We start from the raw sequence: 25,756 nt of genomic DNA on the forward strand, positions 1-25,756 counted from the left end.
TAGACGTCCTATCACCTCCTGCTCCCTTTCCCGCGACGCGCTATCACCTTCTACCCCCTTTCCCATAACGCGCTGTCACGTCCTGCCGTCTTTTCCGGGACGCGCTATCACCTTCTGCTCCCTTTCCCGGGACGCTCTATCAGGTCCTGCTGGCTGAGTCCCATCGGCACGCCCGGAGTCAGCCGATACCGGCAAAACCGGCTGCATGGGCGTGGTCCAGCCACGCCGACCGAAGGTGCCGCTTGATTGCCGTGGTGGCTCGGTGGAAGCCGTCAGCGGCATCGCCCTTGGTGAACACCAGAACAGTCCAGCCAGCTGATTCGAATGCCTTGTCACGCCGTCGGTCGCTTAGCCTTTGGGCCTCTAAAAGGTGATGGTCGCCGTCGTACTGAATCGCGAGGCGCCGGTGACGGTAGCCCAAGTCAGCAGTAGGGGAGGCGGCGTCATTCGATCGGAGTGGGATTTGCAGGTCAGGCTCCGGCAGATTCGCGTCGAGCATGGCTAGCCGCAGCATGGACTCCGGTGCTGAGTCGGCCCCAACCCGCATCAATTCCAGGGCCTCCCTTGCGCGAACGATGCCCTGAAGATTGGGGTGCCGTCCGACGAGAGCGCGGAGTCCGTCCAACGAATCGAAGGGCTCTGATCTCCCCTCAAACTCCGGCCGAGGAATGCGAATGAGTTGGTCTCCGAGGCAGACCAACTCAGCCAGCGACAGTCGCCTTGCCATGTCGAGCCATGTGCGGGAACGAGTGCTGATCCGGATGCCGTTGACGTATTCAATCTCGTCGGGTCCGGCGATGACAGTATGCGCAGTCACACCTTTCCGGCGCACCGGCGGCAGCTGTTGGGGTTTGCTCAGGTGCAGCTCGGTCGAATCCGATAGCCATGGGGGCAGCACCAGACAATGCAGACGTGCCGCTGTGACATGTGAAATCCAAGCTCCCGGCGAAACTTCGGAAAGGACCCGTGCCGCGGCTTGCAGCTCAAAGTCCCAAGCCAACGGTCGGTATAGGCTCCTGCTCACATGGACCAAGTCCTGCCCGCGAAGCCTCTTTGCCGACACGCCAGCAGCAAGCGCGGAGTCGAATGTGAACGGGGAGCTTGCAAACCTCAGTGGCAGATCAGTTCGACTATCCATGCTGGCATTCTGGCCCAGAAGGCGCAGCAGCTGCAGGAGTTATCCACAGGGGCTGTCCGGTCCCCGTCCTTAGCGATGGGGCGTCCTTGGAAGGGGGCGGGTGGTGATAGGGGGTTGGTGGAAAGGGGGCAGGTGGTGATAGGGGGTTGGTGGGAAGGGGGCGGGTGGTGATGGGGCGTCGTTGGATGTGGGGCGGGTGGTGATAGGGGGTTGGTGGAAAGGGGGCGGTTGGTGATGGGGCGTTGGTGGGAAGGGGGCGGGTGGTGATGCGGCGTCAGGTGAGGCCTACCGGGTTTCCTTCCGCATCCACGTCCATCCGGAGGGCTGCCGGGACGGCGGGAAGGCCGGGCATGGTCATCACCGCACCGGTCAGGGCCACGATGAAGCCCGCGCCGGTCTTGGGCAGCAGGTCGCGCACATGGATGGTGAATCCCTTGGGGGCGCCGAGGCGGGAGGCGTCGTCCGTGAACGAGTACTGGGTTTTGGCCATGCAGACCGGCAGTGAACTCCAGCCGTTCCGCTCGATCTCGGCCAGCCGCTTGAGCGCCGGCACCGAGAAGTCCACACCGTCGGCACCGTAGATCTCCTGCGCGATGGTCCGGATCTTGTCCTCCACGGACAGTTCCAGGGGATAGAGGTGCCGGAAACTGGTGGGCCGCTCCACGGCCTGCGCCACCAGCGCGGCAAGCTCGTCACCTCCATCGCCCCCGCCGCCGCGCCCCCACACATCGGCGACGGCGGCAGGCACGCCTTCGGCGGCGCACCAGGCCAGCAGCCAGTCGAGTTCCTCCGGAGTGTCCGAGGAGAAGCGGTTAATGGCCACCACAGGTGTGACGCCGAACTTCTCCACATTCCGCACGTGCCGGCGCAGGTTGGCCGCGCCGGCCTCGAGCGCGGCCATGTCGGGCTGGCCCAGCCGGTCCTTGGCCACCCCGCCCTGCATCTTCAGCGCCCGCACCGTTGCCACCACCACGATCGCCGAGGGGGACAGGCCGCCAACCCGTGCCTTGATGTCCATGAACTTCTCGGCGCCCAGGTCGGCCCCGAACCCGGCCTCGGTCACCACAACGTCCGCCAGCCGCCGGGCCGTCTGCGTGGCGATCAACGAGTTGCAGCCGTGGGCGATGTTCGCGAAAGGGCCGCCGTGCACCAGCGCGGGGGTTCCGGCGATGGTCTGCACCAGGTTGGGCTTGATGGCCTCCTTGAGCAGGAGCGTCAAAGCCCCCTCCACCCCAAGATCCGCCACGGTGACGGGGGCGCGGTCGTAGGTGTAGCCGAACGTGATCCGGCCGAGGCGCGCACGGAGGTCCGCCAGGTCAGTGGCCAGGCAGAAGACGGCCATGACCTCGGACGCCACGGTGATGTCGAACCCGTCCTGCCGGGGCACACCCTGGGTCGGGCCGCCCAGGCCGATGACCACCTCCCTGAGCGCCCGGTCGTTCATGTCCAGGACGCGCTTGAAGGTCATCCGGCGCGGATCGATGTTCAAGGCGTTGCCCTGGTAGATGTGGTTGTCCACCAGGGCCATGAGGGCGTTGTTGGCTGAGGTAATGGCATGGAAGTCGCCGGTGAAGTGCAGGTTGATTTCATCCATGGGAAGGACCTGCGAATAACCCCCTCCGGTGGCCCCGCCCTTCATTCCCAGGACCGGACCGAGCGAGGGCTCGCGCAGCGCAATCATCACCTTGTGCCCGGCCCGGGCCAGGGAATCGGCCAGTCCCACGGTGGTGGTGGACTTGCCCTCGCCGGCCGGGGTGGGGGACATGGCAGAGACCAGCACCACCTTCCCGTGCGGAGCCGGCGCGGCGAGGCGGCCGGGATCGATCTTCGCCTTGTACCGCCCGTACTGTTCCAGCGCATCAGCGTTAACCCTCGCGGCGGCCGCGATCTCTGCGATGGGCCGGATGCGGGCGGCGCGGGCTATCTCGAGATCCGTGGGAAGAGCAGGCATCCTTGTCCTTTCCTGCACCGGCCGGCGCCGGAGACCTGCCCCTAAGCTAACAGCAGGCAGTCGGTGGACGAAGGAAAATCAGGAAGCCGGAACGGCCCGGGCCAGGCGGGGTGCCACGTAGTTGTCGACGGCGGCATGGTAGCTTTCCAGCGTGATGGCGGCCGTGCGCTGCCAGCCGGAGTTCTGGGCGCGGATGGCGGCGGCCCGCCCCAGGTCCTCGCGCGTGGCGGGGTCGTCGTACAGCGCTTCCAGCGCATCGGCCCAGTCGGCGGCATGGTGGCCGTCCACCAGGAGCCCGGTGCGGCCGTGGAAGATGGCCCGGGAAAGCCCGCCCACCCGGGTGGCCACCACGGGCGTGCCGCAGGCCTGGGCCTCAAGGGCCACCAAGCCGAAGGATTCGCTGAAGGATGGCATCACCACCACGTCGGCCGCGCGGAACCAGGACGCCAGCTCAGGTGCCTTCACTGGCGGCAGCTGCGTGACGACGTCGTCCATTCCTGCCTCGGCGACCAGGCACCGAAGGTTGAACTCCTTGTTGCCGCTCAGCGACCCCAGGACGGTGACCCGGAGGTCGATGTCGGGACGGCGCTTGCGCAGCAGCGCGGCGGCCTTGACCAGGACCTGCGGCCCTTTCAGGCGCTGGATGCGCCCGGCGAACACCAGGTGGAAGGTGTCCGGGCTGATGCCGTGCTGCGCCCGGGACCTGGCCCGGAACGCCGGGGTGAACGTGCCCAGGTCCACACCGGGCGGCGCGATGTCGATGCGGTCGTAGGTGGCACCGTAGTGCGACACCAGTTCGGCCGCTTCGGCGCTGGTGTTGGCGATAAGCCGCGCGGCGCCATCCACGATGCGCTGCTCACCCAGCTCCCGCCGGCGCGGTTCAGGCTGTTCGCCGGATTCCAGCAGCAGGTTCTTGACCTTGGCCATGGTGTGCATCGTGTGCACCAGCGGCACACCCCACAGTTCGGACAGCTCCAGGCCTGCGATCCCGGACACCCAGTAGTGCGAATGGATGACGTCGTAGCGCCCGTGCGGCTGGCGGCTCCGGATCTGTTCGATCTCCGCCACCATGGCGTGCAGCAGCCCGGGAAGCTCCTCCTTGGGGATCTTCTTGGGCGGCCCGGCCAGGACGTTGTGCACGCAAACCCCGGGATCGGGATGTTCGACGGCGGGCTGGCCGGCTGAAGTGGCGCGCGTGAAGATCTCCACCTCCACGCCGGCCTCCGCCAGGGCCGAGGCGAGCTCACGGATATAGACGTTCATCCCGCCGGCGTCACCGGAGCCCGGCTGCTCCATGGGGGAGGTGTGGAGGGAGAGTAAAGCGACCCTGCGGATCAGTGCCACGGGACCTCCTTCCGGCCACCGGCGCGCATCAGCGGAACCGGGCAAGTGGACATTCGATAAAACACTACTCCTTCCCCTAACGCCCGCCGCCCTGCCACATCTTCCCCAGCGCCGGGAACACCTCTTCGTAACCTGAAAGGAGCTGCACGGCAAGGTCCGCGGAGTCCACCAGCGGATGCCGTGCGAAGGCCGCGAGGGCAGCCTCGCGGTTGCCCTCGCACGCGGCCTGGACGGTGAGCCGCTCCACCTCCTTCACGCGCCGGAGCAACGCAAGCTGCGGTTCGGCCGGTGCCTCCTGGGGCAGCGGGATGGCACCGCTGGCGTTAACAGCGCAGGGAACTTCGACGACGGCGTCCGCGGGCAGGCCGGGAATGGCGGGTTGGGGAGCAGACGGGTTGGTCGTGGCGGGCGGGGATGCCTCTCCAACGGCAGGCGGCAAGGTGTTGCGGGTGTTGAGGACCAATTGGGTGCCGCCACCGGCAGGGCTTCCATCGGGGCTTCCGGAGAGCGCGCGCATGGCCGCCAGCGCAACCCGCTCGTAGCCGCCGCCGGCCAGGTCCTCCTCATTCCGCCGTTCGCCGTCGCCCCGGGCCTCGGCCAGGTACCCCTCCTCCCGGGACCGCCGCGCCTCCTCCCACAGCCGGTACGCTTCCGCGCCGGCAGCGGCGAGCCGGGGGTAGAGCTCCTGCTGCTGGCTGTGGATGGTCTCGCCGCGGGTCCGGGCCATGGCCTGCATCGCCAGGTGGGCTGCACCGGCCTGGTAGTAGTAGAAAAGGTACTCGTTGGGCAGCAGGCCGAGGTTCGCCAGGAACTCCTGGGGGAACAGCCTGCCTTCCTCGAAGGACTGAAGGGCGGCGGCATCCGAAAGCAGGTCCGGCAGCACGTCCCGGCCCCCGGACTCCAGCCGGTACAGCCAGCCCAGGTGGTTCAGCCCGTAGTAGCCCACGCCGTCGAGCGATCCCTCCGGCAATGTGATCCCGGCGGCCCGCGCCGCGCGGTGCACCAGGCCGCCCGCTGAGTCGCAGATCCCGACCACCCGCCGGCCCAGCAGGGGGAGCAGCGCTTCCGTGACCATCCCGGCGGGGTTGGTGAAGTTGACCAGCCACGCGTCCGGGCACTGTTCCCGCATCAACCGGGCCAGGTCCAGCATGTGCGGGATGGTCCGCAGGGCGTAGGAGATTCCACCGGCCCCCGTGGTTTCCTGGCCCAGCAGGCCCAGGCGCTGCGCCACCTTCTCGTCGGCGACGCGTCCCGCCGTGCCGCCGGGCCGGATGGCGGCGAACACCACTTCTGTCCCGGCCAGGGCTTCGCGAAGATCGGTGGTGGCGTGGAGGCGCAAGGGCGCGTTCTGCCCGCCGGGCATGCTGCGCAGCACCGCGGTGACGGCATCCAGCCGGCCGGGTTCGACGTCGTGCAATACCAGTTCGGTGACCAAACCGGCATAGCGGCCGGACACCAGTGCCCGGTATATCAGCGGCACCCGGAAACCTCCGCCGCCGGCAATCAGAAGCCGCATACCCAGCAGTCTAGGCCCGCCCGCAGCCGAGCCGCCCCTACGCGTCCGGGGCCCCTACCGAAGCCTCCCGGCACGGCGTATTGTGCCGAACATGGACGCGATTCCCGCCCGCCCGTTCGACCCCCTCGCCGCCGTCCGGTCACCGGCCGAGCCGGGATTCGACGTGCTGCTGGCCGGTACGGTCTTCCAGGACATCATCTTCACCGGCCTGCCCCACGGGCCCGAACCAGGGACGGAAATCTGGAGCGAGGGAATGGGCAGTTGCCCGGGCGGGGTGGCAAACCAGGCCATCGCCGCAGCCCGGCTGGGCCTGCGCACCGGGCTGGCCGCCGCGTTCGGGGATGACGGCTACGGCGACTTCAACTGGAAGATCCTCTCCGGCCAGGAGCACGTGGACCTCAGCCTGTCCCGCCGCGTCCCGGGCTGGCACTCGCCGGTCACCGTGTCGCTCTGCGTGGACCAGGACCGCTCGCTGGTGACCCATGGCCACTCTGCCCCGGTGAGCAACTCGGAGCTGATCGGAAAGCCTCCCCGGGCGCTCGCCGGCATTGCCGAGGTGGGCCTGGAAGTGGAACCCTGGGCCCGGTCCGCCCAGGCGGCGGGGGTCAAGCTGTTCGGCGATGTGGGCTGGGATCCCAGCGGGGAGTGGGCCCCTGTGCGGCTCGAGAACCTGCAGTATTTCTACGCCTTCCTGCCCAACCAGCGCGAGGCCATGGCGCTGACCGGCAAGGACAACCCCTGGAGCGCGCTCTACGCGCTGGCGGACCGGCTCCCCGTGGCCGTGGTGACCCTGGGGGCGCAGGGCGCCATGGCTGTGGACTCGGAGACCGGGGAGGAGGAATGGGTTCCGTCGCTTCCGGTCAAGGCCCATGACCCCACCGGCGCCGGCGACTGCTTCGATGCCGCCTTCATCGTGGGGACCCTGGCAGGCTGGCCGTTGGGGAACCGGCTGCGGTTCGCCAACCTGTGCGCGTCGCTGGCCGTGCAGGAGGTGGGCGGATCATTGGCTGCCCCGGGCTGGGGGGACATCGCGGACTGGTGGAAGCGCGCCAACGCCCGCCCCGAACGGCAGATGAGCCAGTGGCTGCGGCGCTTCGCGTTCCTGGCGGACATCCTCCAGGATGTTCCGCTCGGAGCCCAGCGCCGGGCGGCCGCCACCATCGCGCACCTTTCGGATGCGTGAGGGCCGGCAGGCACGGCGATTATTCGGCCGGAAGTGCCCGGACTAGAATCAGTTAGGTGACCTACCCCGCAACAACCGGTGAATTCAGCGCTGCCCAGGGGCCCGACCCCCACCACGAACGGTCCGCCGTCATCGACCTGGACGCCATCCGCCACAACGTCCGCCGGCTGGCCGCCGCCGCGTCCCCGGCGAAAGTCATGGCCGTCGTCAAGGCAGATGCCTACGGCCACGGCGCCGTTCCCGTGGCGCGCGCGGCCCTGCAGGCAGGCGCCTCCTGGCTGGGGGTCGCCCACATTTCCGAAGCGCTCGCGCTGCGCGCCGCCGGCATCGACGCTCCGCTGCTTGCCTGGCTGCACACCACCGACAGCAACTTCGGCGCCGCCGTGGCCGCCGGCGTCGACATTGGATGCTCAGGGTGGGAGCTGGAACGGATCGTCGCTGCGGCCCGTGAACAGGAACGTCCGGCGCGGGTGCACCTGAAGGTGGACACCGGGCTGGGCCGCAACGGGTGCACGCCGGAGGACTGGGACCGCCTGGTGGGCGAAGCCGTGGAATACCAGGACCAGGGCCTGCTGCGCGTGGTGGGGATCTTCTCGCACCTGGCCGTCGCGGACGAACCGGAGCGGCCCGAGACGGACCAGCAAGTGGCTGCTTTCCGGGAAGCGGTGGCCATCGCCGAAGATGCCGGCGTGGACCCGGAAGTCCGGCACCTTGCCAACACCCCGGCCACGCTGTCCCGGCCGGACACGCACTTCGACCTCGTCCGTGCGGGCCTGGGGATCTACGGGCTCTCGCCGTTCGACGGACAGACGTCCGCCGAACTGGGCCTGCGCCCCGCCATGACGCTGCGCACCCTTGTCTCGCAGTGCAAAAACGTGCCCGAGGGGCAGGGAGTCTCCTATGGCCTGCGCTACCGCACCAGTGGGCCGACCACCCTTGCCCTGATTCCGCTGGGCTATGCCGACGGTGTTCCACGCGTCGCCACCGGCGGTCCCGTGCGGGTGGCAGGAAAGACGTACCCGGTGGTGGGGCGGATCGCCATGGACCAGATGGTGATAGACCTCGGTGCGGAGCACGCCGGGGAGGGGCTGCCCGGTGCCGAGGCGGTGCTGTTCGGCGACGGCGCGGACGGCGGGCCCACCGCCGATGACTGGGCCCGCGCGGCCGGGACCATCAACTACGAAATCGTGACGCGGATCAGTCCCCGGGTTCCGCGGCGCTTCATCAACGAGGACGAGCATGCCGGCGCGGTGCCGGCCTTGCCGGGTTCCAGGGCGGGGCGGGGGCGGCATGAGCGCACCGCAGGCAGGAGCCCAGCCCGCTGCAGCCAACTGGGAAAAGAGGTTTACGGCAACGACGGCGGACCAGACCCAGGCGTTCGGCGAACGCCTGGCGGAGGTACTCCGGGCCGGGGACCTGCTGGTGCTGTCCGGCGAGCTCGGCGCGGGTAAGACGACGTTCACCCAAGGCCTGGGGCAGGGCCTGGGCGTCCGTCCGGGCGTCATTTCGCCCACCTTCGTCCTGGTCCGGATCCATCCCAACCTGCCGGACGGCCCGCGCCCCGGCGGCCCGGACCTGGTGCACGTGGATGCCTACCGGCTGGGCTCTGCGGCAGAGATCGATGACATCGACCTCGAAAACACCATGGACTCGTCCGTGACGGTGGTGGAATGGGGCCACGACCGCGTGGAGCACCTCAGCGAGAGCAGGCTGGAGATCGACTTCCTCCGCGCCATCGGCCTGGGCGCCGCGGGTACCGGAAACCTCGACTTTGACGCAGAGGACACCGACGAGCCGCGCACCATCGTGATGCGCGGGTACGGCCCCCGGTGGACGGCCGCTCCGGACCTCGACGGCCGCGAAAGGAGCGCCCCATGCTGATTCTCGCCATCGACACGTCGGCGGTGGCCAGCGCAGCCCTGGTCTCCGATGACGCCCCCGAGGCCGTGGTGGCCAGTTTCTCCACCGAGGACACCCGCAGCCATGCGGAGGTACTCGCCCCCGGGATCCACAAAATGCTCGCTTCGGCAGGCGTCACGGGCCAGGATATCGATGCGTTGGTGGTGGGCGTTGGCCCCGGACCGTTTACCGGCCTGCGCTCCGGCATTGCCACGGCGCGCACCCTGGCCTTCGTGTGGGGCAAGCCGCTGCATGGGCTGATGAGCCTGGACGCGGTGGCCTTGGAGGTGGCCGAATCCACCTCAGCAGTCCCCGAATTCCTCGTGGTCACCGATGCCCGGCGCAAAGAGGTCTACTGGGCCCGCTACAGCCTCAGCGACGGCCAGCTGCCCCTGCTGGAAGACGGGCCGCACGTGGGTTTCGCCGCGGACCTGCCGCAATTGCCCGCGTTCGGCGCGGGTGCAGGCCTTTACGCCGACGCCCTTAAAGCCGATCCGGACTTCGCACAGGAGCAGCCCGACGCCCTGTACCTTGGCCAGTTCGCACTGGCCCGGCTGGCATCCGGGGGCACCCTGCTGGACTCCACGCCCTTGTACCTGCGTGAATCCGACGCCCAGGTGCCCGGACCACGGAAGCGCGCCCTGTGAGCACGGCACCCGATACCCACCCCGCGGACGTCACCGTCCGGGACATGACACTGGACGATGTCCCCGCCGTCGAAGCCCTCGAGCAGCGGCTCTTCCCGATCGACGCCTGGCCCCTGCAGATGTTCCTGGACGAACTCTCCCAGCCGGAAACCCGCCGCTACCTCGTGGCGGAAGCCGGCGGCGGCATCGTGGGCTACGCCGGCCTGATGTGCATCGAGCCCATCGCCGACGTCCAGACCATCGCCGTCGTGCCTGACTACGAGGGCCGCGGCATCGGCACCACCCTGCTCACCCGGCTGATAGCGGAAGCCCGCCGCAGGGGAGCCGCCGACGTCCTCCTCGAGGTCCGCGCCGACAACCCGCGGGCGCAGAAGCTGTACGTGCGGTTCGGGTTCGAGCAGATCCATGTCCGCCGCCGCTACTACCGGGACGGAGTGGACGCCCTGATCATGCGGCTCCAGCTCGCGGACGCCCCGGACACGGGGGCCATTGATACCGGGGAAACAACGGAAGCAGGCAAACAATGAACCGCACCCAGCCCCTGGTGCTCGGCATCGAATCATCCTGTGACGAAACCGGCGTGGGCATCGTCCGCGGCACCACCCTCCTGACGAACACCGTCTCCTCCTCGATGGATGAGCACGTGCGTTTCGGCGGGGTCATTCCCGAGATCGCCTCCCGGGCGCACCTTGACGCGTTCGTCCCCACCCTCGAACAGGCGCTTGCCGAGGCGGGCGTGAAGCTGGCGGACGTGGATGCCATTGCGGTCACGTCCGGCCCCGGCCTGGCGGGTGCGCTGATGGTGGGCGTCTGCGCCGCGAAGGCCTTGGCCGTGGCCACCGGAAAGCCGCTCTACGCCATTAACCACCTGGTGGCCCATGTCGGCGTCGGACTCCTGGACGGCCGCGGGGACGGCCGCAAGCAGGAACTGCCGGAGAACCTTGGCGCCCTGCTGGTGTCCGGCGGTCACACGGAAATCCTGCAGATCAACAGCATCACCAGCGACGTGGTGCTCCTGGGCTCCACCATCGACGACGCCGCGGGCGAGGCCTACGACAAGGTGGCCCGCATCCTGGGGCTCGGCTATCCCGGCGGCCCCGCCATCGACAGGATGGCCCGCACCGGCAACCCGAAGACCATCCGCTTTCCGCGCGGTCTGACCCAGCCCAAGTACATGGGGACCGCCGAAGAACCCGGACCGCACCGCTACGACTGGTCCTTCAGCGGCCTCAAGACCGCGGTGGCGCGCTGCGTGGAGCAGTTCGAGGCCCGCGGTGAGGAGATCCCGGTGGCCGACATCGCCGCTGCTTTCCAGGAAGCCGTGGTGGACGTGATCTCGTCCAAGGCCGTCCTGGCCTGCCGGGAGCGCGGAATCAAGGACGTCCTGCTCGGCGGCGGAGTGGCAGCCAACTCACGCCTGCGGGAACTGACGGGGCAGCGTTGCGCCTCCGCCGGAATCCGGCTGCACGTTCCTCCGCTGGACCTGTGCACGGACAACGGCGCCATGGTGGCGGCCCTCGGTGCCCAGCTGGTGATGGCCAGCGTGGAATCCAGCGGCATCGGCTTCGCCCCGGACTCGTCGATGCCCGTCACGTCGGTGTCGCTGCCAGCCTGATCCCCGCGAAACACACAGTGGCTCTATCAGATATGGCTCCTAAACCACCGGTTTAGGAGCCATATCTGATAGAGCAAGTCAGGCGGTGGGGCCGTTGCGCATCTGCTTGACCAGGTCCAGGACCACGGCCTGCAGGTTCCCGCCGTTCTCGGCGGCCACGCGGCGCTGCCGCTGGTACCCGGCGCCGCGGCGGATGATCTTCTCGACGTCGGCAAGCTCGTCCGGGCAGCGGAGCTTGGCCGCCACCGGCTCCAGCCGGTTCAGCGTTTCCAGGAGGTGGTCGGTGACCAGCTGCTCCTTGCCCGCCGCATCCAGGATGATGATGGCATCCATGCCATACCGGGCCGCGCGCCACTTGTTCTCCTGCACATGCCACGGCGGCATGGTGGGGATGGTGCCGCCGTTGTCCAGGATGGTGGAGAACTCGTCCACCAGGCACTGGGTGAGCGCGGCGATGGCGCCCACTTCCTCCAGGGTGGCCAGCCCGTCGCAGATGCGCATCTCGATGGTGCCCAGCGCGGGCACGGGCCGGATGTCCCACCGGATCTCGGAGATCGTGTCGATCACGCCGGTGGTGAACATGTCCTGGACGTAGGACTCGTATTCCTCCCAGGACTTGAACTGGAAGGGCAGGCCGGCGGTGGGCAGCTGCTGGAACATCAGGGCCCGCTGGGACGCGTAGCCGGTGTCCTCTCCGCCCCAGAACGGGCTGGACGCGGAGAGCGCCTGGAAGTGCGGGAAGTAGTTGACCAGGCCGTCCAGCACCGGGAGGGCCTTGTCCCGGCTGTCGAGGCCCACGTGCACGTGCACGCCGTAGATCACCATCTGCCGGCCCCACCACTGGGTCCGGTCGATGAGCTTGGCGTACCGCGCCTTGTCCGTCACCGGCTGCAGCTGGGGCGGGCTGAACGGGTGGCTGCCGGCGCAGAACAGCTCCACACCCATGGGATCGGTGATCTCCCGGACCGCGGCCACCGAGCGGCTCAGGTCCTCCTTGGCCTCCGCCGCGGTGTCGCAGATGCCGGTGACCAGTTCCACCGTGTTGAGCAGCAGTTCCTGCTTGATGTGCGGATGCTCGTCGTCTTCGTTGAGTTCGGGGTGGCGGGAGGCGACGCCGCGGAGCACCTGGTTGGCGACGGAGGCGAGCTCGCCCGTCTTCCCGTCCACCAGTGCGAGCTCCCATTCAACACCGAGGGTTGACTGCCTCGATGACGCGAAGTCGATCTTCACACGCTTCCTAACTGTCCGGTTTGCCGCTGGCTGGTGCCGCTCACAGGCTGCAGCCGGCAGGCGAACGGATGGTTCAAGTCTAGTGCAGGGGTAGCATCGTATTGATGGCTTCGTTCCAGTACCTGCGTCACAGCCCGGCCTCACCCCTCCCCGTTATCCTGGCCCTGTCAGCCCTGGCACTGGCCTCCTGCACCGCCGCTCCAAGTCCCGCCCCGCCGTCGTCCGCGCCCTCCAGCGGCGCGTCGCCCACCCCTTCGGCAAGCACGACGCCGGCACCACCTTCCGCCTCCCCGTCGCCTGATCCCGGTTCCCGGCCCCTGGGCTGGGGCCCCGAGCAGCGGGACGAGGACGCAGCCGCCGCTGCCGTGGCAGCCATGACGCCCGAGCAAAAAGCCGGGCAGGTCCTGCTCCCGTTCTTCAAGGGCAACCAGGTGGAGGCCCAGGCGGCGCTCATCCAGCGCCTGCACCTGGCCGGCTCCATCATCATGGGCGACAACGTGCCGCGCGATCCGCACGGGAAAGTGGACGTGGCCGCCATGGCTGCCCTGAACCAACGGCTGCTGCAGGCAGTGGCCGCCGACGGCCGCCGCTGGCCCGGGATCATCGCCGTGGACCAGGAAGGCGGCATGGTGGCGCGCATCGGTGCGCCGCTGACCGAGTGGCCTGCGCCGATGAGCTACGGTGCGGCCGGCAACGAAGCCCTGACCCGGGAAGCCGGCAAGGGCCTGGCCGGGGAGCTGGTGCCCCTGGGTTTCAACCTGGACTTCGCGCCGGACACGGACGTCACCATCGGCGCCCAGGATCCCACCATTGGTGCCCGCTCCATGTCCGCCGATCCGGCCGCCGCGGCAACCCAGGGGGTGGCGTTCTCCCAGGGAATGCTGGCCGCCGGAGTGATGCCAACCGTAAAGCATTTTCCCGGGCACGGTTCCGTCACCACGGATTCCCATCTCAGCCTGCCCGTCCAGCCGGCCGGCGTCGACGCGCTCCAGGCAAGGGACTGGAAACCCTTCCAGGCGGCGGCCGCCGCCGGACTGCCCATCGCCATGACCGGGCACATCGCCGTGCCCGCGCTGGAACCCGGCGTGCCGGCGTCGCTCTCCGCACCAAACTACGCGGCCCTGCGCAGCCTGGGCTTCAAGGGCGTGGCGGTGACGGACGCCCTGAACATGGGCGCGGTGGACAAGCAGTACCCCGCAGGCACGGCCGCGGTGAAGGCCCTTACCGCGGGCGCCGACCTGCTCTTAATGCCGGCCGACGTGGAGCAGGCCCACGCGGCCATTCTCCAGGCCCTGGCATCCGGCAGCCTCCCCGCCGGGCGCCTGGACGAGGCGGCCCGGCGGGTGGCAACGCTGATGACCTGGCATGCCCGGACCGCCCCGGCGGCAGGGACGCCGGGCGCAGGCACCCCGGCCGGCGGGGGAGCGGCCCTGTCCGCCCGGGTGTCGGCGTCGGCCGTCACCGTCCTGGCCGGTCCGTGCAAGGGGGCGCTGGTCCCCGGCTCGGTGCGCGTGGCCGGCGGGGGACCGGGGGACCGGGAACGCTTCGAGGCCGCCGCCGCCCGTGCCGGGCTCACCGTCGGTTCCGGCCCGCTGGTGAGCCTTATCGGCTATGGCGGGAAACCTGCGGGCGGGGACATCGCCGTGGCCCTCGACGCGCCGTGGCCGCTGCAGGATTCCACCGCGCCCGTCAAACTGGCGCTCTACGGCCGCAGCGACGCCGCCTTTGACGCGCTGGCCGCCGTGCTGGCAGGAAAGGCGCCCGCGCCCGGGAAGCTGCCCGCCGCCGTCGGCCCCTACCCGGCGGGAACCGGCTGCGCCTGACCCCCTGGGACCACCGGTGCCGGCGGGACCGCTTTAATGGTGGGGTGCCCATTCTGAATAAAGACATGACCCTCTGCATCTCGCTCTCCGCCCGTCCGAGCAACAACGGGACCCGGTTCCACAACCACCTGTACGAACAGCTGGGCCTGAACTGGATCTACAAGGCGTTCGCACCCACCAATCTGGAACAGGCCATCGCCGGCGTGCGGGGCCTGGGCATCCGCGGCTGCGCCATCTCCATGCCGTACAAGGAGGACGTGATCGCCCTGGTGGACGAGATGGATCCTTCGGCCAAGGCCATCGATTCCGTCAACACCATCGTCAACACGGACGGGCATCTCAAGGCCTACAACACCGACTACACCGCCATCGAGCAGCTCCTGGCCACGAATGCAGTCCCCACCGGCTACTCCGTGCTGGTCCAGGGCTCCGGTGGGATGGCCAAGGCCACGGTGGCAGCCCTGCGCGACAGCGGCTTCACCGACGTCACCGTCATCGCCCGGAACGAGGCAGCGGGGCGTGCGCTCGCGGACCAGTACGGCTTCACGTGGCGTGCAGCGCTCGACGGCGGGACGGCGGACCTGATCATCAACGTCACCCCCATCGGTATGGCAGGGAGTATGGCAGGGGGAGCGGAAGCTGACGCCCCGTCCTTCCCGGCCGCAACGATCGACGCCGCCAAGCTGGTCTTCGACGTGGTGGCGCTGCCGGCCGAGACGCCCCTGATCCAGGCCGCCCGTGCCGCGGGCAAGCCGGTCATTACGGGGGCCGAGGTGGCCACCATCCAGGCACTGGAGCAGTTCGTCCTGTACACGGGGGTACGGCCGACGGCAGAGCAGGTGCGGGCGGCCGAGGAGTTCATGCGCGCCCAGTAGGGGCTAGACGGGTTCCACCACGATGGCCACCCGGTCCTCGCCGATGCGGGTCAGGACCAGGGTGGCCGTTTTGCCGCCCTTTTTGGCGTTCTTCCCGCCCGGAAGCAGTTGCTTCCGCAGTTCCTCCGGCGTCACCGCCGTGCCGCGCTTCTTGATGTCCAGCACGGTGATGCCCTCCCGTTTGACCCAGGCTTTGAGCGCCTTGACGTTGTACGGCATCACGTCCAGCACCTTGTAGGCCCTGGCGAACGGCGTGTCCCGCAGCTCCGGCGCGCAGATGTAGGCGATGTGCTCATCCACCAGGTGCCCGCCCAGTTCCAGCGCGACGTCGGCCACCAGGCCTGCCCGGATCACGGCGCCGTCAGGCTCATACAGGTAGCCCGCCACCGGCCCCACCGGGGCCTGGGGGCCTGCGCCGAAGTCCTCACCGCTGGTGAGTTCCGCCGGCCCCTGGGGGCCCAGGACCAGGGCGGCCCGCCGCACGCCGGGCCTGCGCACCGCGTTGAACCACAGTGTCACCTCGGTAACGTCACCCGCCACGGACACCCACTGCGCCTCGCAGCCCCCGGGGACGGAGTCGTGCGGCATGCCGGGGCCCATCTTGACGCCCACGGCCTTCCCCTGCGCGGCCAGCGATTCCACGAATGACAGTGGCGGGGAGAAAGCTTCGGGGTCCCAGATCCGTTTGGTGCCGGAGGTGGAGGTGACACGCCGTGCGGGGTCCAGCCAGACGCCGTCGATGCCGTCCAGCGGCACCGCCGCGGCATCGGCGTGGACCACCGTCGCGTTGGGGAACGGAATGAGGTTCACGGTGGCGCACGCCGCGGTTGTTTCGTCCATCTCGACGGCGGTGACGGCCACGTCCAGGGCGGCCAGGGCCAGCGAGTCGGCGCCGAGGCCGCAGCCCAGGTCCGCTACGTGGCTGATCCCGGCGCCGGCGAACCGCTTTGCGTGGTGCGCGGCCACGTTCAGCCGCGTAGCCTGCTCCAGGCCGGCCTGGGTGAAGAGCATCCGGCGGGCGAACTCGCCGAACTTCGCCTCCGCCTTGGTCCGAAGCCGCGATTGCGTCAGGACCGCGGACACCAGCCCGGCCGGGTGCCCGGCCTTCCGCAGGGCCGCATTGAGCGCAAAGGAATCCTCGTCCCGGTAGGGCCCCAGGGACGCCAGCAGGTCCCATCCTTCGGGGGTCAACAGCGGTGCAATCTGGTCCTGTCCAACCTGGTCCTGGGGAGCGTGAGCCATGGGTTCCAGCCTAGTGGAGGAGCACGTACCGGGATGCCGATAGTGTTGACAGCATGGAAGAGAGCGCAGCCTCCGGGCCGTCCGGCGAACAGCGGCCCAGGACCCAGGGGGTCGCGAGGTTCGCCCGCCCCGTGCTGATCGCCGCGTCCGTGGTGGCCGTGGTCTGCATCGCCTTGCTGGTGATCATCTTGCTCCTGGATACCTTCAACGCCACCGTCTATTCGGTGGGCGGCAACAACATCTCCGACGACACCCAGGAGGCCCGGGACATCCGCGGGCTGTACGACGGCGCGCGCACAGGGAGCATCTTCTTCCTCGTCACCGCGGTGCTCGCCGCAGCAGCGGCCGGCTGGTTGCTCGTCCGGGGGCGCAGCCAGGGCGACGGCGGGGCCGACGGCGGCGAGGACGTCGGCTTCGACGACCTGGGCCGCTAGGGGTGCCGGCCCCTAAGGCCGGCCTGGCCGCCGTCGTACGTTCCCGGAGCCGTACGCCTACGACGAAACGTTGGCACTCGCCTTGACCGAGTGCTAACCCTTACATAGAGTCTTCATTAGCACTCTCCCTAGGAGGGTGCTAACACATGAAGAGCTGCCAGCCAGGCTGCTGCCGGCACCGCGACGACGGTTTGCCAGCTACGGCGGAAAGCTTTCCAGTCCACGAATTTGCTGACGAAAAGGAGAGGTCCGAGTGTCGGTCTCTATTAAGCCTCTTGAGGATCGTATTGTTGTCCGCCCGCTCGAAGCCGAGCAGACCACGGCTTCCGGCCTGGTTATCCCGGACTCCGCCCAGGAGAAGCCGCAGGAAGGCGAAGTTGTTGCAGTAGGCCCCGGCCGCTTCGAAGATGGCAACCGCGTTCCGGTCGACGTAGCCGTTGGCGACGTCGTTATCTACTCCAAGTACGGCGGAACCGAAGTCAAGACGGGCGGCACCGAATACCTCGTGCTGTCCGCCCGCGACGTCCTGGCGATCGTCGTCAAGTAACTCTTTCGGATCCCCGTGCTGCCGGCCACGCTTATGCTGGCCGGCGGTGCGGGGTTTCTGTCTTTGAAAGGACAAAACCATGGCAAAGCAGCTTGCGTTTAACGACGCTGCCCGCCGGTCCCTCGAGGCCGGCATCGATAAGCTCGCCAACACCGTCAAGGTGACGCTCGGCCCCCGCGGCCGCAACGTCGTCCTGGACAAGAAGTGGGGCGCTCCCACCATCACGAACGACGGCGTCACCATCGCCCGCGAAGTGGAACTTGACGACCCCTACGAGAACCTTGGCGCGCAGCTGGCCAAGGAAGTAGCCACCAAGACCAACGATGTTGCCGGTGACGGCACCACCACCGCCACCGTCCTGGCCCAGGCCCTGGTCAAGGAAGGCCTGCGCAACGTGGCAGCCGGCGCTGCCCCCGGCCAGATCAAGCGCGGCATCGAGGTTGCGGTTGAGGCCGTCGCCGCCCGCCTGCTGGAGAACGCGCGCCCCGTCGAGGGCACCCAGGTGGCAAACGTTGCCGCCATCTCCGCCCAGAGCGACGAAATCGGCGAGCTCCTCGCCGAGGCTTTCGGCAAGGTGGGCAAGGATGGTGTCATCACCATCGAGGAGTCCTCCACCACCCAGACCGAGCTGGTCCTCACCGAGGGCATGCAGTTCGACAAGGGCTACCTTTCCCCGTACTTCGTCACCGACGCGGAGCGCCAGGAAGCAGTCCTCGAGGACGCCCTCATCCTGATCAACCAGGGCAAGATCTCCTCCATCCAGGAATTCCTGCCGCTGCTCGAAAAGGCGCTGCAGGCCTCCAAGCCGCTGTTCATCATCGCCGAGGATGTCGAGGGCGAGGCGCTGTCCACGCTCATCGTCAACCGCATCCGCGGCACCCTGAACGTTGTTGCCGTCAAGGCCCCCGGCTTCGGTGACCGCCGCAAGGCCATGCTGCAGGACATCGCCACCCTCACCGGTGCGCAGGTTGTCTCCCCGGAACTGGGCCTGAGCCTGGACACTGTTGGCCTGGAGGTGCTGGGTACCGCCCGCCGCATCACGGTCACCAAGGACAACACCACCATCGTGGACGGTGCCGGTTCGGCCGAGGACGTGTCCGCCCGCGTGGCCCAGCTGCGCGCCGAGCTGACCCGCACCGACTCCGACTGGGACCGTGAAAAGCTCCAGGAGCGCCTGGCCAAGCTGGCCGGCGGCATCGGCGTCATCAAGGTCGGCGCCGCCACCGAGGTTGAGCTGAAGGAAAAGAAGCACCGCATCGAGGACGCCGTGTCCTCCACCCGCGCTGCCCTCGAAGAAGGCATCGTGGCCGGCGGCGGTTCTGCCCTCATCCACGCCCTCAAGGCACTGGACGAGGACGCTGCCGTCAGCGCGCTCGAAGGTGATGCCGCGGCTGCCGTCGGCATTGTCCGCCGCGCCCTGGTGCAGCCGCTGCGCTGGATCGCCCAGAACGCCGGCTTCGACGGCTACGTGGTCACCTCCAAGGTGGCGGACCTCGAAACCAACAACGGCTTCAACGCCAAGTCCGGCGAGTACGAGGACCTGATCGCAGCGGGCGTCATCGACCCCGTCAAGGTCACCCGTGCAGCCCTCCGCAACGCGGCCTCCATCGCGGCCCTGGTTCTCACCACCGAGACCCTGGTCGTGGAGAAGCCCGCCGATGAGGACGAGCACGCAGGCCACAGCCACTAACATCCCCGCCGTCTCCCTCACCTCGCTTCGCTCGGTCAGGGAACCCTGACGGCGTGGGCCCTGCAGTCGAAAAACCGGTCCAGCATTGCTGGGCCGGTTTTTTGTTTATTCGGGACGAAGCATGGCTAGGGCGACATCTCTGCTGTCTGCACATCCCCCGCACGTTCGTACACCAGCGACACGGATCCCTTGGGGAAGGTGCGCGAAGGCTCGGTGAGGCGGAAGCTGGCGGGCACCGTTCCGGCGTCGAAGAGGCGCTTGCCCTGCCCCAGGACCACCGGGTAGAGCCAAAGGTGCAGCCGGTCCAGCACGCCGGCCGCCAGCAGGGACCGGATCAGGACGCCGCTGCCGAACATGTGCACCTGCTGGAACTGTTCGCGGAGCCCGGCTGCCGCCTGGGCATCGGGAAGGACAGTGGTGCCCGCCCACTCCGGGTCCGCCAGGGTGCTGGAGACAACGAACTTGGGCACCCGGTTGAGGGCGTCGCCAATCTCGCCGGACTGGTGCGGCCAGTAGGAGGCAAAGATGTCGTAGGTCTTCCGGCCAAGGAGCAGGGCATCAATCCGGCTGATCTCGGCGCCAATCGAGGCGGACGCCTCGTCGTCGGACACGGGCGCCTGCCAGCCGCCGAAGGAAAACCCGTCTTCCGTGTCTTCCTCGCGCCCGCCCGGGGCCTGGTAGACGCCGTCGAGGGTGATGAACAGGTTCGCCACGATGATGCCCATCCGCCCATTTTGGAACTGGCCTCCCGTCCTGTCCAGTGCTGCCGGTGGGCGTGGCAGACTGGTGCCATGCTGCTCGACGAGCTCGTAAAAACCGCGGAAGCTGTCGCCGCGACCCGATCCCGGCTGGCGAAGGTCGAGGCCCTTGCCGAACTGCTGCGCCGGGTCGAGCCGGCGGAGATCCCGACGGCGGTGGGGCTGCTCACTGCCAAGCCGCGGCAGGGCCGGGTAGGCGTGGGCTGGCGGGGCCTGGCAGCGGTCAAGGGAGAGCCGGCCACCGAAGCAAGCCTCACCGTGGGAGACCTGGATGACGCGCTGGACCGGCTGCTGGCCATCGCCGGCGCCGGGTCCGCAACGGAGCGGGCAGCGATCCTCCGTGCATTGATGGCTGCAGCAACCGGACGCGAACAGGGATTCATCGCCGGCGTGCTGCTGGGTGAGATGCGGACCGGCGCCCTTGAAGGGGTGTTGACGGATGCTGTTGCCCGCGCCGCAGACCGCCCCGTGGACGCTGTTCGCCGCGCGGCCATGCTTTCCGGCGACCTCGGCGGAACCGCGCTGCTGGCGCTGACGGGCACCGCAGACGAGCTTGCCGCCGTCGGCCTTGTGGTTGGACGGCCCGTGCAGCCCATGCTCGCTGCGACGGCCGGCAGCGCGGAGGAAGCCCTCGTGGCCACGGGGGAGGCCTCCGTGGAATACAAGCTCGACGGTGCACGCATCCAGGTGCACCGGACAGGCGACAATGTCAGCATTTACACCCGCAACCTCGCCGAGGTGACCCACCGGTTGCCGGAGGTAGTGGAGGTGGTGAGGGGACTGCCCGTGCGCGACGTGATCCTCGACGGCGAGACGCTTGCCCTCGACGAGGACGGCGGGCCACGCCCGTTCCAGGAAACCATGTCGCGGTTCGGCGCCGACGCCGCGCGGGCCACCATACTTCACCCCTGGTTCTTCGACGTCCTCCACATCGACGGGCGCGACCTGCTCGACGAGCCGCTGTCCACCCGCATTAGCGTGCTTGAGCGGATTGCTCCCGAGCACCGGATCCCGGGAGAAATCACGGCTGATCCCGACGTCGCGGAACGGGTGTCGCGCGATGCCCTCGCCGCAGGCCACGAAGGAGTGGTGGTCAAGGCGGTCGAATCGGTTTACGCGGCCGGACGGCGGGGTTCCCACTGGGTGAAGGTCAAGCCCGTGCTCACCTACGACCTTGTGGTGCTCGCATGTGAATGGGGCTCGGGCCGGCGCACCGGGCTGCTGTCCAACCTGCACCTTGGCGCCCTGGACCCGGAGGGGGAGTTCGGCGAGGCCGGCGCCTACGTGATGGTGGGCAAAACCTTCAAAGGCCTCACTGACGAATTGCTGCGCTGGCAGACGGAAAGGTTCCAGGAGCTTGAGGTGCGGCGGACGGCTGGCACGGTCTGGGTGGAGCCCGTCACGGTGGTCGAGGTGGCAATCGACGGCGTGCAGCAGTCCCCGCGCTATCCGGGCGGCATTGCCCTCCGGTTCGCCCGGGTGAAGCGCTACCGCGGGGACAAGCCTGCGGCGGAGGCGGACACGATCCAGACCCTGCGGGCGCTGTTGCGCCCCTAGCTCCTCCATGGGCCGGGGCGTTGTCACCGCTGTTCCGCGGGCGTACCGTGGCGCTTAGGCAAGTCCGCAAGCAACGACGGCGGCGGGCCGGCTGGGGGTGTGGTATCCACAGAGGAGGCCAGGTGACAGCTGAGACGGGCCTGGACCAGGGCCGGTCGGCGTTCCGCGAGCAGCGTTGGACCGAAGCCTTCGAAAGCCTTCGGGATGCCGACCGGCAGGGCGGGCTTCCGGCAGCGGACCTCGAGCGCCTGGCCACGGCGGAGATCCTGACCGGCAACGCCGCCACCGGGATTGAATCGCTCACCCGGGCCCACGAGGAGTACCTGGTGGTAGGCGACATCGTGGGGGCTGCCCGATGTGCCGCCTGGATGGCCCTGCACCTGATGAACACCGGCGAAAGTGCACGGGCCGGGGGATGGCTGGCACGGGGGCAGCGGCTGGCCGATGAACTTCCCGTGCCGGATGCCGTCCAGGGCTTCCTCCTGATCCCGGCGTGCCTGGGCAAGCTTTACGGCGGAGACCCGGAAGGCGCCCTGATGCTGTTTTCCCGGGCCGCAGAAATCGGCCAGCGGTTCCAGGACAGGGATCTGTCCGCGCTCGCCTTGCTGGGCAGGGGGCAGGCCACCCTTGAACTGGGCCGTCCCGAGGAGGGGCTGCGGATGTTCGATGAGGTGATGGTGGCTGTCACTACGGGGGAATTGTCTGCCGTGCCGTCCGGGATTGCCTACTGCGCCGTGATCGGGAACTGCCAGGTGGCATTCGACCTGGAACGGGCCATGGAGTGGACGGCTGCCCTGGACCGGTGGTGCTCGGCCAGGCCTGACATGGTTCCCTTCAGCGGTCAGTGCCAGGCCCACAGGGCAGAAATCTTCCGGCTGCATGGAGCCTGGGCAGAAGCACTCGCCGCGGCGGGAATGGCCCAGGAACGCTCCGGCAGGGGTGATCCGCAGGCGCTGTACGGTGGCTACTACCAGCAGGGGGAAGTGCAGCGGCTCACGGGCAACCTGGACGCGGCACAGGCCTCCTTCACCCGGGCGGCGAGCAGCGGGTACGAACCCCAGCCGGGCCTTGCCCTGCTGCTACTTGCCCGCGGGGACGCGAAGCAGGCCCAGACCATGATCCGCCGGGCCGCCGGGCTGGCGGACACTGCCACCCGCCGGCATCTGTTGCCGGCACTGGTGGACATCGAACTGGCCGTGCCGGACGTCCAGGCGGCCAGGGAGGCCGCAGAAGAGCTGGCCGCCTTTGCCGGCGACTGCCCCAGGCCGATGGTGCGTGCCGTCGCCAGCCAGGCGGATGGCGCGGTGAAGCTGGCGGAGGGTGATCCGCGAGGTGCCGCGCAAGCGCTTCGGCAGGCCTGGCAGCTGTGGCTGGGGCTCGCGGTTCCGTATGAAGCTGCCCGGTGCCGGGTGCTGATCGGACAGGCCTGCCGGGATCTCGGCGACGAAACGTCGGCCGGAATGGAGTTCGAAGCGGCCCATACTGAATTCCTGGGGTTGGGGGCTGTGCCCGCCGCCGCCTGGACGGCCTCGCTGATGCGGAAGGACGACGCCGGGACTCCCGGGCCGCTGACCGCCCGGGAAGCGGAGGTGCTCCGGCTCGTCGCCTCGGGCCAGGGGAACCGTGCCATCGCCGCCGCGCTGTTCCTCAGCGAGAAGACAGTGGCCCGGCACATCAGCAACATCTTCCTGAAGCTGGATCTTTCCTCGAGGGCTGCCGCCACCCGGTATGCCTTCGAGCACGGCCTGGCGCCCTGAACCGGACTGCGCAAAATTACCCATTCGCTCCGCCCGGCAATTGCATGGTTTGCCCGACGCGGACCATGCGGCACGGTCCATAGCCTCAAAGCATGAACATTCCACTCCTTGCGGGCACCCTTTCCACGGTGCTGTTTGCCGTGGGGATGCTGCCGATGCTGGTGAAAGCAGCACGCACACGGGACCTCGCTTCCTACAGCCTGGGGAACCTGGTCCTGAGCAACCTGGCCAACGCGGTGCACTGCGTCTACGTTTACAACCTCCCGGCCGGACCCATCTGGGTCCTCCACCTCGCCTACGTCCTCGCCTCCGCGCTGATGCTGGCCTGGTGGCTGCGCTACAGGGAAACTGGCGCCGGCGCCAGGACTACGGCGGCAGGGCGGCAGGAAGGTTCAGCCGCAGGCATCCCCGCCAGAACGACAGGAGAACAGCCATGAACAGCAACGACGTGACCGGCATGCTGGACACGATCATCATCGGAGGCGGCCAGGCCGGACTGACCCTCGGCCACCACCTGAAGCAGCAACAACGGAACTTCCTGATCCTCGACGCCAACCAGCGCTCCGGCGACGCATGGCGCCAGCGGTGGGACTCGCTCCGGGTGTTCACTCCCGCCAAGTACGACGGCCTGCCGGGCCAACCGTTCCCGGCGGACCCATTGTCCTTCCCCACCAAGGACGAGGTGGCGGACTACCTTGAGGGCTACGCCGAACAGAACGGCCTGCCCGTCCACCACGGCGCCCGGGTGGAACGCCTGTGGCGCGAAGGAAGCCATTACGTTGCCGCCGCGAACGGCCACCGCTGGGAGGCACGCAACGCCGTCGTGGCCACCGGGGTGAGCCAGGCGCCCAACGTTCCCGGCTTCGCAGTGGAGCTGGCATCCGCAACGGTCCAGCTCCACTCCAGCCAGTACCGGAATCCCGGGCAGTTGCAGGACGGTCCAGTCCTGGTGGTGGGGCTGGGAAATTCCGGGGCCGAGATCGCCCTCGAAGTGGCCCGGACGCACCCCACGACGGTTGCAGGGAAGCCGTCCGGTGAACTTCCGGTGAAGCACGGCCGGACCGCCGCCCGTTATGCCCTGCCTGTGGTGCGCTTCCTCGGCCTGCACGTGCTCACCCTCGGGACACCCGTGGGCCGGAAAGCCGCACCCACCTTCACCGCACACGCAGCGCCGCTAATCAGGACCAAGACCAAGGACCTGGCCGCGGCGGGCGTGCGGCTCGTGCCCCGGATGGCCGGCGTGGAGGACGGGCAGCCCGTCCTGGCGGACGGCGCCCGGCTGGAGGCGGCCAATGTCATCTGGTGCACAGGCTTCCGGGATGACTTCAGCTGGATCGATCCCGGGCTGCTCGACGGCGGTGCGCTGCCACGCCAGCACCGCGGCGTCGCCCTTGATACCCCCGGACTGTTCTTCCTGGGCCAGGAATTCCTGTACGCCGCCGCATCCGCCACCCTGCCCGGGGTGGGCCGCGACGCCCGGTACCTGGCACGGAAGATGCCCCGGTCTGTACCGGCCGCGGAACCCCCGGTCAGCCGCGGGTCCGCCGCAGCTGCCGCCTGAGCGTCCGGGCCGTCGATTCAGGCAGCCGCCTGGTGACCACCCTGTAGAAAAGGAGGACCGCCACGGCGGCTGCCACGATGCCCACCAAATTCAGCAGCAGCTGCAGCGCGGAACCGGCCGCCTTCTGGTACTCACCCAGCACCAGTGCCACCGCCACATACCCTGCCGCCGGGACAGTGGTGACCGAGATAAAGACGCCGATGAGTGCTGCGGAGCGGCGGCCGATGACCGACAGCATTCCGGCGGTTCCGGCGAGCACCGCAACGATCAGCGAATAGGGCCCGGGATGGTAGATGAATTCGACGGCGGATCCAGTGTCGAGGGTGTTGCGGGGGAAAAGCCCGAGGGGAACCGAGAGCCATGCTGTCAGCGCCGCCAGCAGCATGGCGACCGGGAATCCCGCGGCCAGCGCCAGGGCGGCGCGCCTGCCCAGCGCCCACTGCCGGCGGGCCAGCGCCACGGCGAGGGCGGCCAGCGGGCCGAATTCCGGGCCCACAGCCATGGCTCCGACGATAGCGATCGGGGAATCGTTCACGATGCCGATCGCTGCCAGCTGCGTGGCCAGCACCAGGAACGCCAGGTAGGACCAGGTCAGCCGCGAGTCCTCGCCCGTTTGGCGGGACACCTCATCCCAGATCAAAGCATCCGCGCCGTCGCCCGGGGCCGCCCGCTCCGCGTCGTCGGCCCGGCGGGACAGGACGAGTTCAGGCATCGACACAACGATCGAGCCCGCCTCCTGTACTTTGAGGACCTCGAGTTTCTCGAGCAGCTCCTCCACGGATTCCCGGGGTATCTGGACCTCGAGCAGGTCGCCCTCCGGCACCACCGAGCCGCCGCGGACCAGCGCCACTTCGGCGGTTCCCGCCTGCTCCCTGCAGGTCCGCAGCGTCACCTCCGACAGTTCCGCGGGGACGCAGATGCGCACCTGGACAATCACTCCGGCTCCCTTCCGTGGTTGGGCCCAGCATAGTGTGATTCGCCTTGGCTGC

22 protein-coding genes and 1 pseudogene are annotated in these 25,756 nt (G+C 68.8%); 15 read left to right on the forward strand and 8 right to left on the reverse strand.

Features of this window, described 5'->3' with window-relative positions:
- Nucleotides 1-178: 178 nt before the first annotated feature.
- From AC2JAJ_RS14020 to AC2JAJ_RS14035, 4 genes are all read right to left on the reverse strand, one after another.
- Entirely contained in the window at nucleotides 179-1,138 is a 960-nt protein-coding gene (locus AC2JAJ_RS14020) for a DUF559 domain-containing protein (protein WP_501053167.1), read from the reverse strand.
- A gap of 274 nt (nucleotides 1,139-1,412) precedes the next feature.
- Nucleotides 1,413-3,089 carry a formate--tetrahydrofolate ligase gene (locus tag AC2JAJ_RS14025; RefSeq protein ID WP_486415431.1) on the reverse strand — a complete coding sequence of 559 codons (1,677 nt, stop codon included), beginning with the start codon at nucleotides 3,087-3,089 and terminating at the stop codon, nucleotides 1,413-1,415.
- Nucleotides 3,090-3,167: 78 nt separating this feature from the next.
- Nucleotides 3,168-4,433 (reverse strand): D-inositol-3-phosphate glycosyltransferase, encoded by a 1,266-nt coding sequence (gene mshA / locus AC2JAJ_RS14030; protein WP_473696706.1) that lies wholly within the window; start codon nucleotides 4,431-4,433, stop codon nucleotides 3,168-3,170.
- Nucleotides 4,434-4,509: 76 nt separating this feature from the next.
- Nucleotides 4,510-5,949 (reverse strand): family 4 glycosyl hydrolase, encoded by a 1,440-nt coding sequence (locus AC2JAJ_RS14035; protein WP_486415430.1) that lies wholly within the window; start codon nucleotides 5,947-5,949, stop codon nucleotides 4,510-4,512.
- 91 nt (nucleotides 5,950-6,040) lie between these two features.
- Here AC2JAJ_RS14035 and AC2JAJ_RS14040 point away from each other — a divergent pair, with 91 nt between their 5' ends.
- The 6 genes and pseudogenes from AC2JAJ_RS14040 to tsaD all read left to right on the forward strand — a co-directional run bounded on the left by AC2JAJ_RS14040 (nucleotide 6,041) and on the right by tsaD (nucleotide 11,293).
- On the forward strand, nucleotides 6,041-7,132 hold the full coding sequence (locus AC2JAJ_RS14040; RefSeq protein WP_221386517.1) for a carbohydrate kinase family protein: 1,092 nt from the start codon (nucleotides 6,041-6,043) through the stop codon (nucleotides 7,130-7,132).
- A gap of 56 nt (nucleotides 7,133-7,188) precedes the next feature.
- A pseudogene (alr, locus tag AC2JAJ_RS14045) lies at nucleotides 7,189-8,382 on the forward strand (alanine racemase); the annotation flags it as partial.
- 40 nt (nucleotides 8,383-8,422) lie between these two features.
- Complete coding sequence (gene tsaE, locus AC2JAJ_RS14050) at nucleotides 8,423-9,013, forward strand: tRNA (adenosine(37)-N6)-threonylcarbamoyltransferase complex ATPase subunit type 1 TsaE (RefSeq protein WP_486415428.1); 591 nt, start codon at nucleotides 8,423-8,425, stop codon at nucleotides 9,011-9,013.
- On the forward strand, nucleotides 9,007-9,678 hold the full coding sequence (gene tsaB, locus AC2JAJ_RS14055) for a tRNA (adenosine(37)-N6)-threonylcarbamoyltransferase complex dimerization subunit type 1 TsaB (protein WP_486415427.1): 672 nt from the start codon (nucleotides 9,007-9,009) through the stop codon (nucleotides 9,676-9,678). Before tsaE ends, tsaB begins: the two co-directional genes overlap by 7 nt.
- Nucleotides 9,679-9,722: 44 nt before the next feature.
- The gene (rimI, locus tag AC2JAJ_RS14060) at nucleotides 9,723-10,205 is read left to right on the forward strand and encodes a ribosomal protein S18-alanine N-acetyltransferase (RefSeq protein ID WP_501053477.1); all 483 of its coding nucleotides are present in this window, start codon (nucleotides 9,723-9,725) and stop codon (nucleotides 10,203-10,205) included.
- Nucleotides 10,202-11,293, forward strand: a complete 1,092-nt coding sequence (gene tsaD / locus AC2JAJ_RS14065) for a tRNA (adenosine(37)-N6)-threonylcarbamoyltransferase complex transferase subunit TsaD (RefSeq protein ID WP_486415426.1) — start codon at nucleotides 10,202-10,204, stop codon at nucleotides 11,291-11,293. Before rimI ends, tsaD begins: the two co-directional genes overlap by 4 nt.
- A 78-nt stretch (nucleotides 11,294-11,371) precedes the next feature.
- Here the strand turns inward: tsaD and AC2JAJ_RS14070 are convergent, their stop codons facing one another.
- A complete protein-coding gene (locus AC2JAJ_RS14070; RefSeq protein WP_473696712.1) occupies nucleotides 11,372-12,523 on the reverse strand; it encodes a glutamate--cysteine ligase in 1,152 nt (383 codons plus the stop codon).
- A gap of 374 nt (nucleotides 12,524-12,897) precedes the next feature.
- On the opposite strand from AC2JAJ_RS14070, the gene AC2JAJ_RS14075 reads away from it, so the two are divergent.
- On the forward strand, nucleotides 12,898-14,346 hold the full coding sequence (locus AC2JAJ_RS14075) for a glycoside hydrolase family 3 N-terminal domain-containing protein (RefSeq protein WP_501053478.1): 1,449 nt from the start codon (nucleotides 12,898-12,900) through the stop codon (nucleotides 14,344-14,346).
- 44 nt (nucleotides 14,347-14,390) lie between these two features.
- The gene (locus AC2JAJ_RS14080; RefSeq protein WP_486415425.1) at nucleotides 14,391-15,221 is read left to right on the forward strand and encodes a shikimate 5-dehydrogenase; all 831 of its coding nucleotides are present in this window, start codon (nucleotides 14,391-14,393) and stop codon (nucleotides 15,219-15,221) included.
- Between the two features lie 3 nt (nucleotides 15,222-15,224).
- Here the strand turns inward: AC2JAJ_RS14080 and AC2JAJ_RS14085 are convergent, their stop codons facing one another.
- Nucleotides 15,225-16,463: a THUMP-like domain-containing protein gene (locus tag AC2JAJ_RS14085; protein ID WP_501053168.1), complete on the reverse strand. Its 1,239-nt coding sequence runs from the start codon at nucleotides 16,461-16,463 to the stop codon at nucleotides 15,225-15,227.
- Nucleotides 16,464-16,516: 53 nt separating this feature from the next.
- Here AC2JAJ_RS14085 and AC2JAJ_RS14090 point away from each other — a divergent pair, with 53 nt between their 5' ends.
- The 3 genes from AC2JAJ_RS14090 to groL all read left to right on the forward strand — a co-directional run bounded on the left by AC2JAJ_RS14090 (nucleotide 16,517) and on the right by groL (nucleotide 19,134).
- Nucleotides 16,517-16,897, forward strand: coding sequence for a hypothetical protein (locus AC2JAJ_RS14090; protein ID WP_486415424.1), 381 nt, complete (start codon nucleotides 16,517-16,519; stop codon nucleotides 16,895-16,897).
- Nucleotides 16,898-17,150: 253 nt separating this feature from the next.
- Entirely contained in the window at nucleotides 17,151-17,444 is a 294-nt protein-coding gene (gene groES, locus AC2JAJ_RS14095; protein ID WP_003805290.1) for a co-chaperone GroES, read from the forward strand.
- A gap of 79 nt (nucleotides 17,445-17,523) precedes the next feature.
- Nucleotides 17,524-19,134, forward strand: coding sequence for a chaperonin GroEL (gene groL, locus AC2JAJ_RS14100; RefSeq protein ID WP_486415423.1), 1,611 nt, complete (start codon nucleotides 17,524-17,526; stop codon nucleotides 19,132-19,134).
- Nucleotides 19,135-19,259: 125 nt separating this feature from the next.
- On the opposite strand, the gene AC2JAJ_RS14105 is transcribed toward groL, so the two are convergent.
- Nucleotides 19,260-19,859, reverse strand: a complete 600-nt coding sequence (locus AC2JAJ_RS14105) for a dihydrofolate reductase family protein (protein WP_486415422.1) — start codon at nucleotides 19,857-19,859, stop codon at nucleotides 19,260-19,262.
- A gap of 66 nt (nucleotides 19,860-19,925) precedes the next feature.
- Here AC2JAJ_RS14105 and AC2JAJ_RS14110 point away from each other — a divergent pair, with 66 nt between their 5' ends.
- The 4 genes from AC2JAJ_RS14110 (at nucleotide 19,926) to AC2JAJ_RS14125 (ending at nucleotide 24,767) form a co-directional block, all read left to right on the forward strand.
- Nucleotides 19,926-21,449 (forward strand): ATP-dependent DNA ligase, encoded by a 1,524-nt coding sequence (locus AC2JAJ_RS14110; RefSeq protein WP_486415421.1) that lies wholly within the window; start codon nucleotides 19,926-19,928, stop codon nucleotides 21,447-21,449.
- A 122-nt stretch (nucleotides 21,450-21,571) separates the two neighbouring features.
- The gene (locus AC2JAJ_RS14115; protein ID WP_486415420.1) at nucleotides 21,572-23,206 is read left to right on the forward strand and encodes a helix-turn-helix transcriptional regulator; all 1,635 of its coding nucleotides are present in this window, start codon (nucleotides 21,572-21,574) and stop codon (nucleotides 23,204-23,206) included.
- 92 nt (nucleotides 23,207-23,298) lie between these two features.
- Nucleotides 23,299-23,643, forward strand: a complete 345-nt coding sequence (locus AC2JAJ_RS14120) for a hypothetical protein (RefSeq protein ID WP_486415419.1) — start codon at nucleotides 23,299-23,301, stop codon at nucleotides 23,641-23,643.
- On the forward strand, nucleotides 23,640-24,767 hold the full coding sequence (locus AC2JAJ_RS14125; protein WP_486415418.1) for a flavin-containing monooxygenase: 1,128 nt from the start codon (nucleotides 23,640-23,642) through the stop codon (nucleotides 24,765-24,767). The genes AC2JAJ_RS14120 and AC2JAJ_RS14125 overlap by 4 nt, the downstream gene beginning before the upstream one ends.
- Here AC2JAJ_RS14125 and AC2JAJ_RS14130 read toward each other — a convergent pair.
- Nucleotides 24,736-25,704 carry a DUF389 domain-containing protein gene (locus AC2JAJ_RS14130; RefSeq protein ID WP_486415417.1) on the reverse strand — a complete coding sequence of 323 codons (969 nt, stop codon included), beginning with the start codon at nucleotides 25,702-25,704 and terminating at the stop codon, nucleotides 24,736-24,738. The two genes, AC2JAJ_RS14125 and AC2JAJ_RS14130, sit on opposite strands and share 32 nt — an antisense overlap.
- Nucleotides 25,705-25,756: the final 52 nt, after the last annotated feature.

The sequence above is a fragment of the Arthrobacter sp. MOO21 genome (assembly GCF_057369995.2).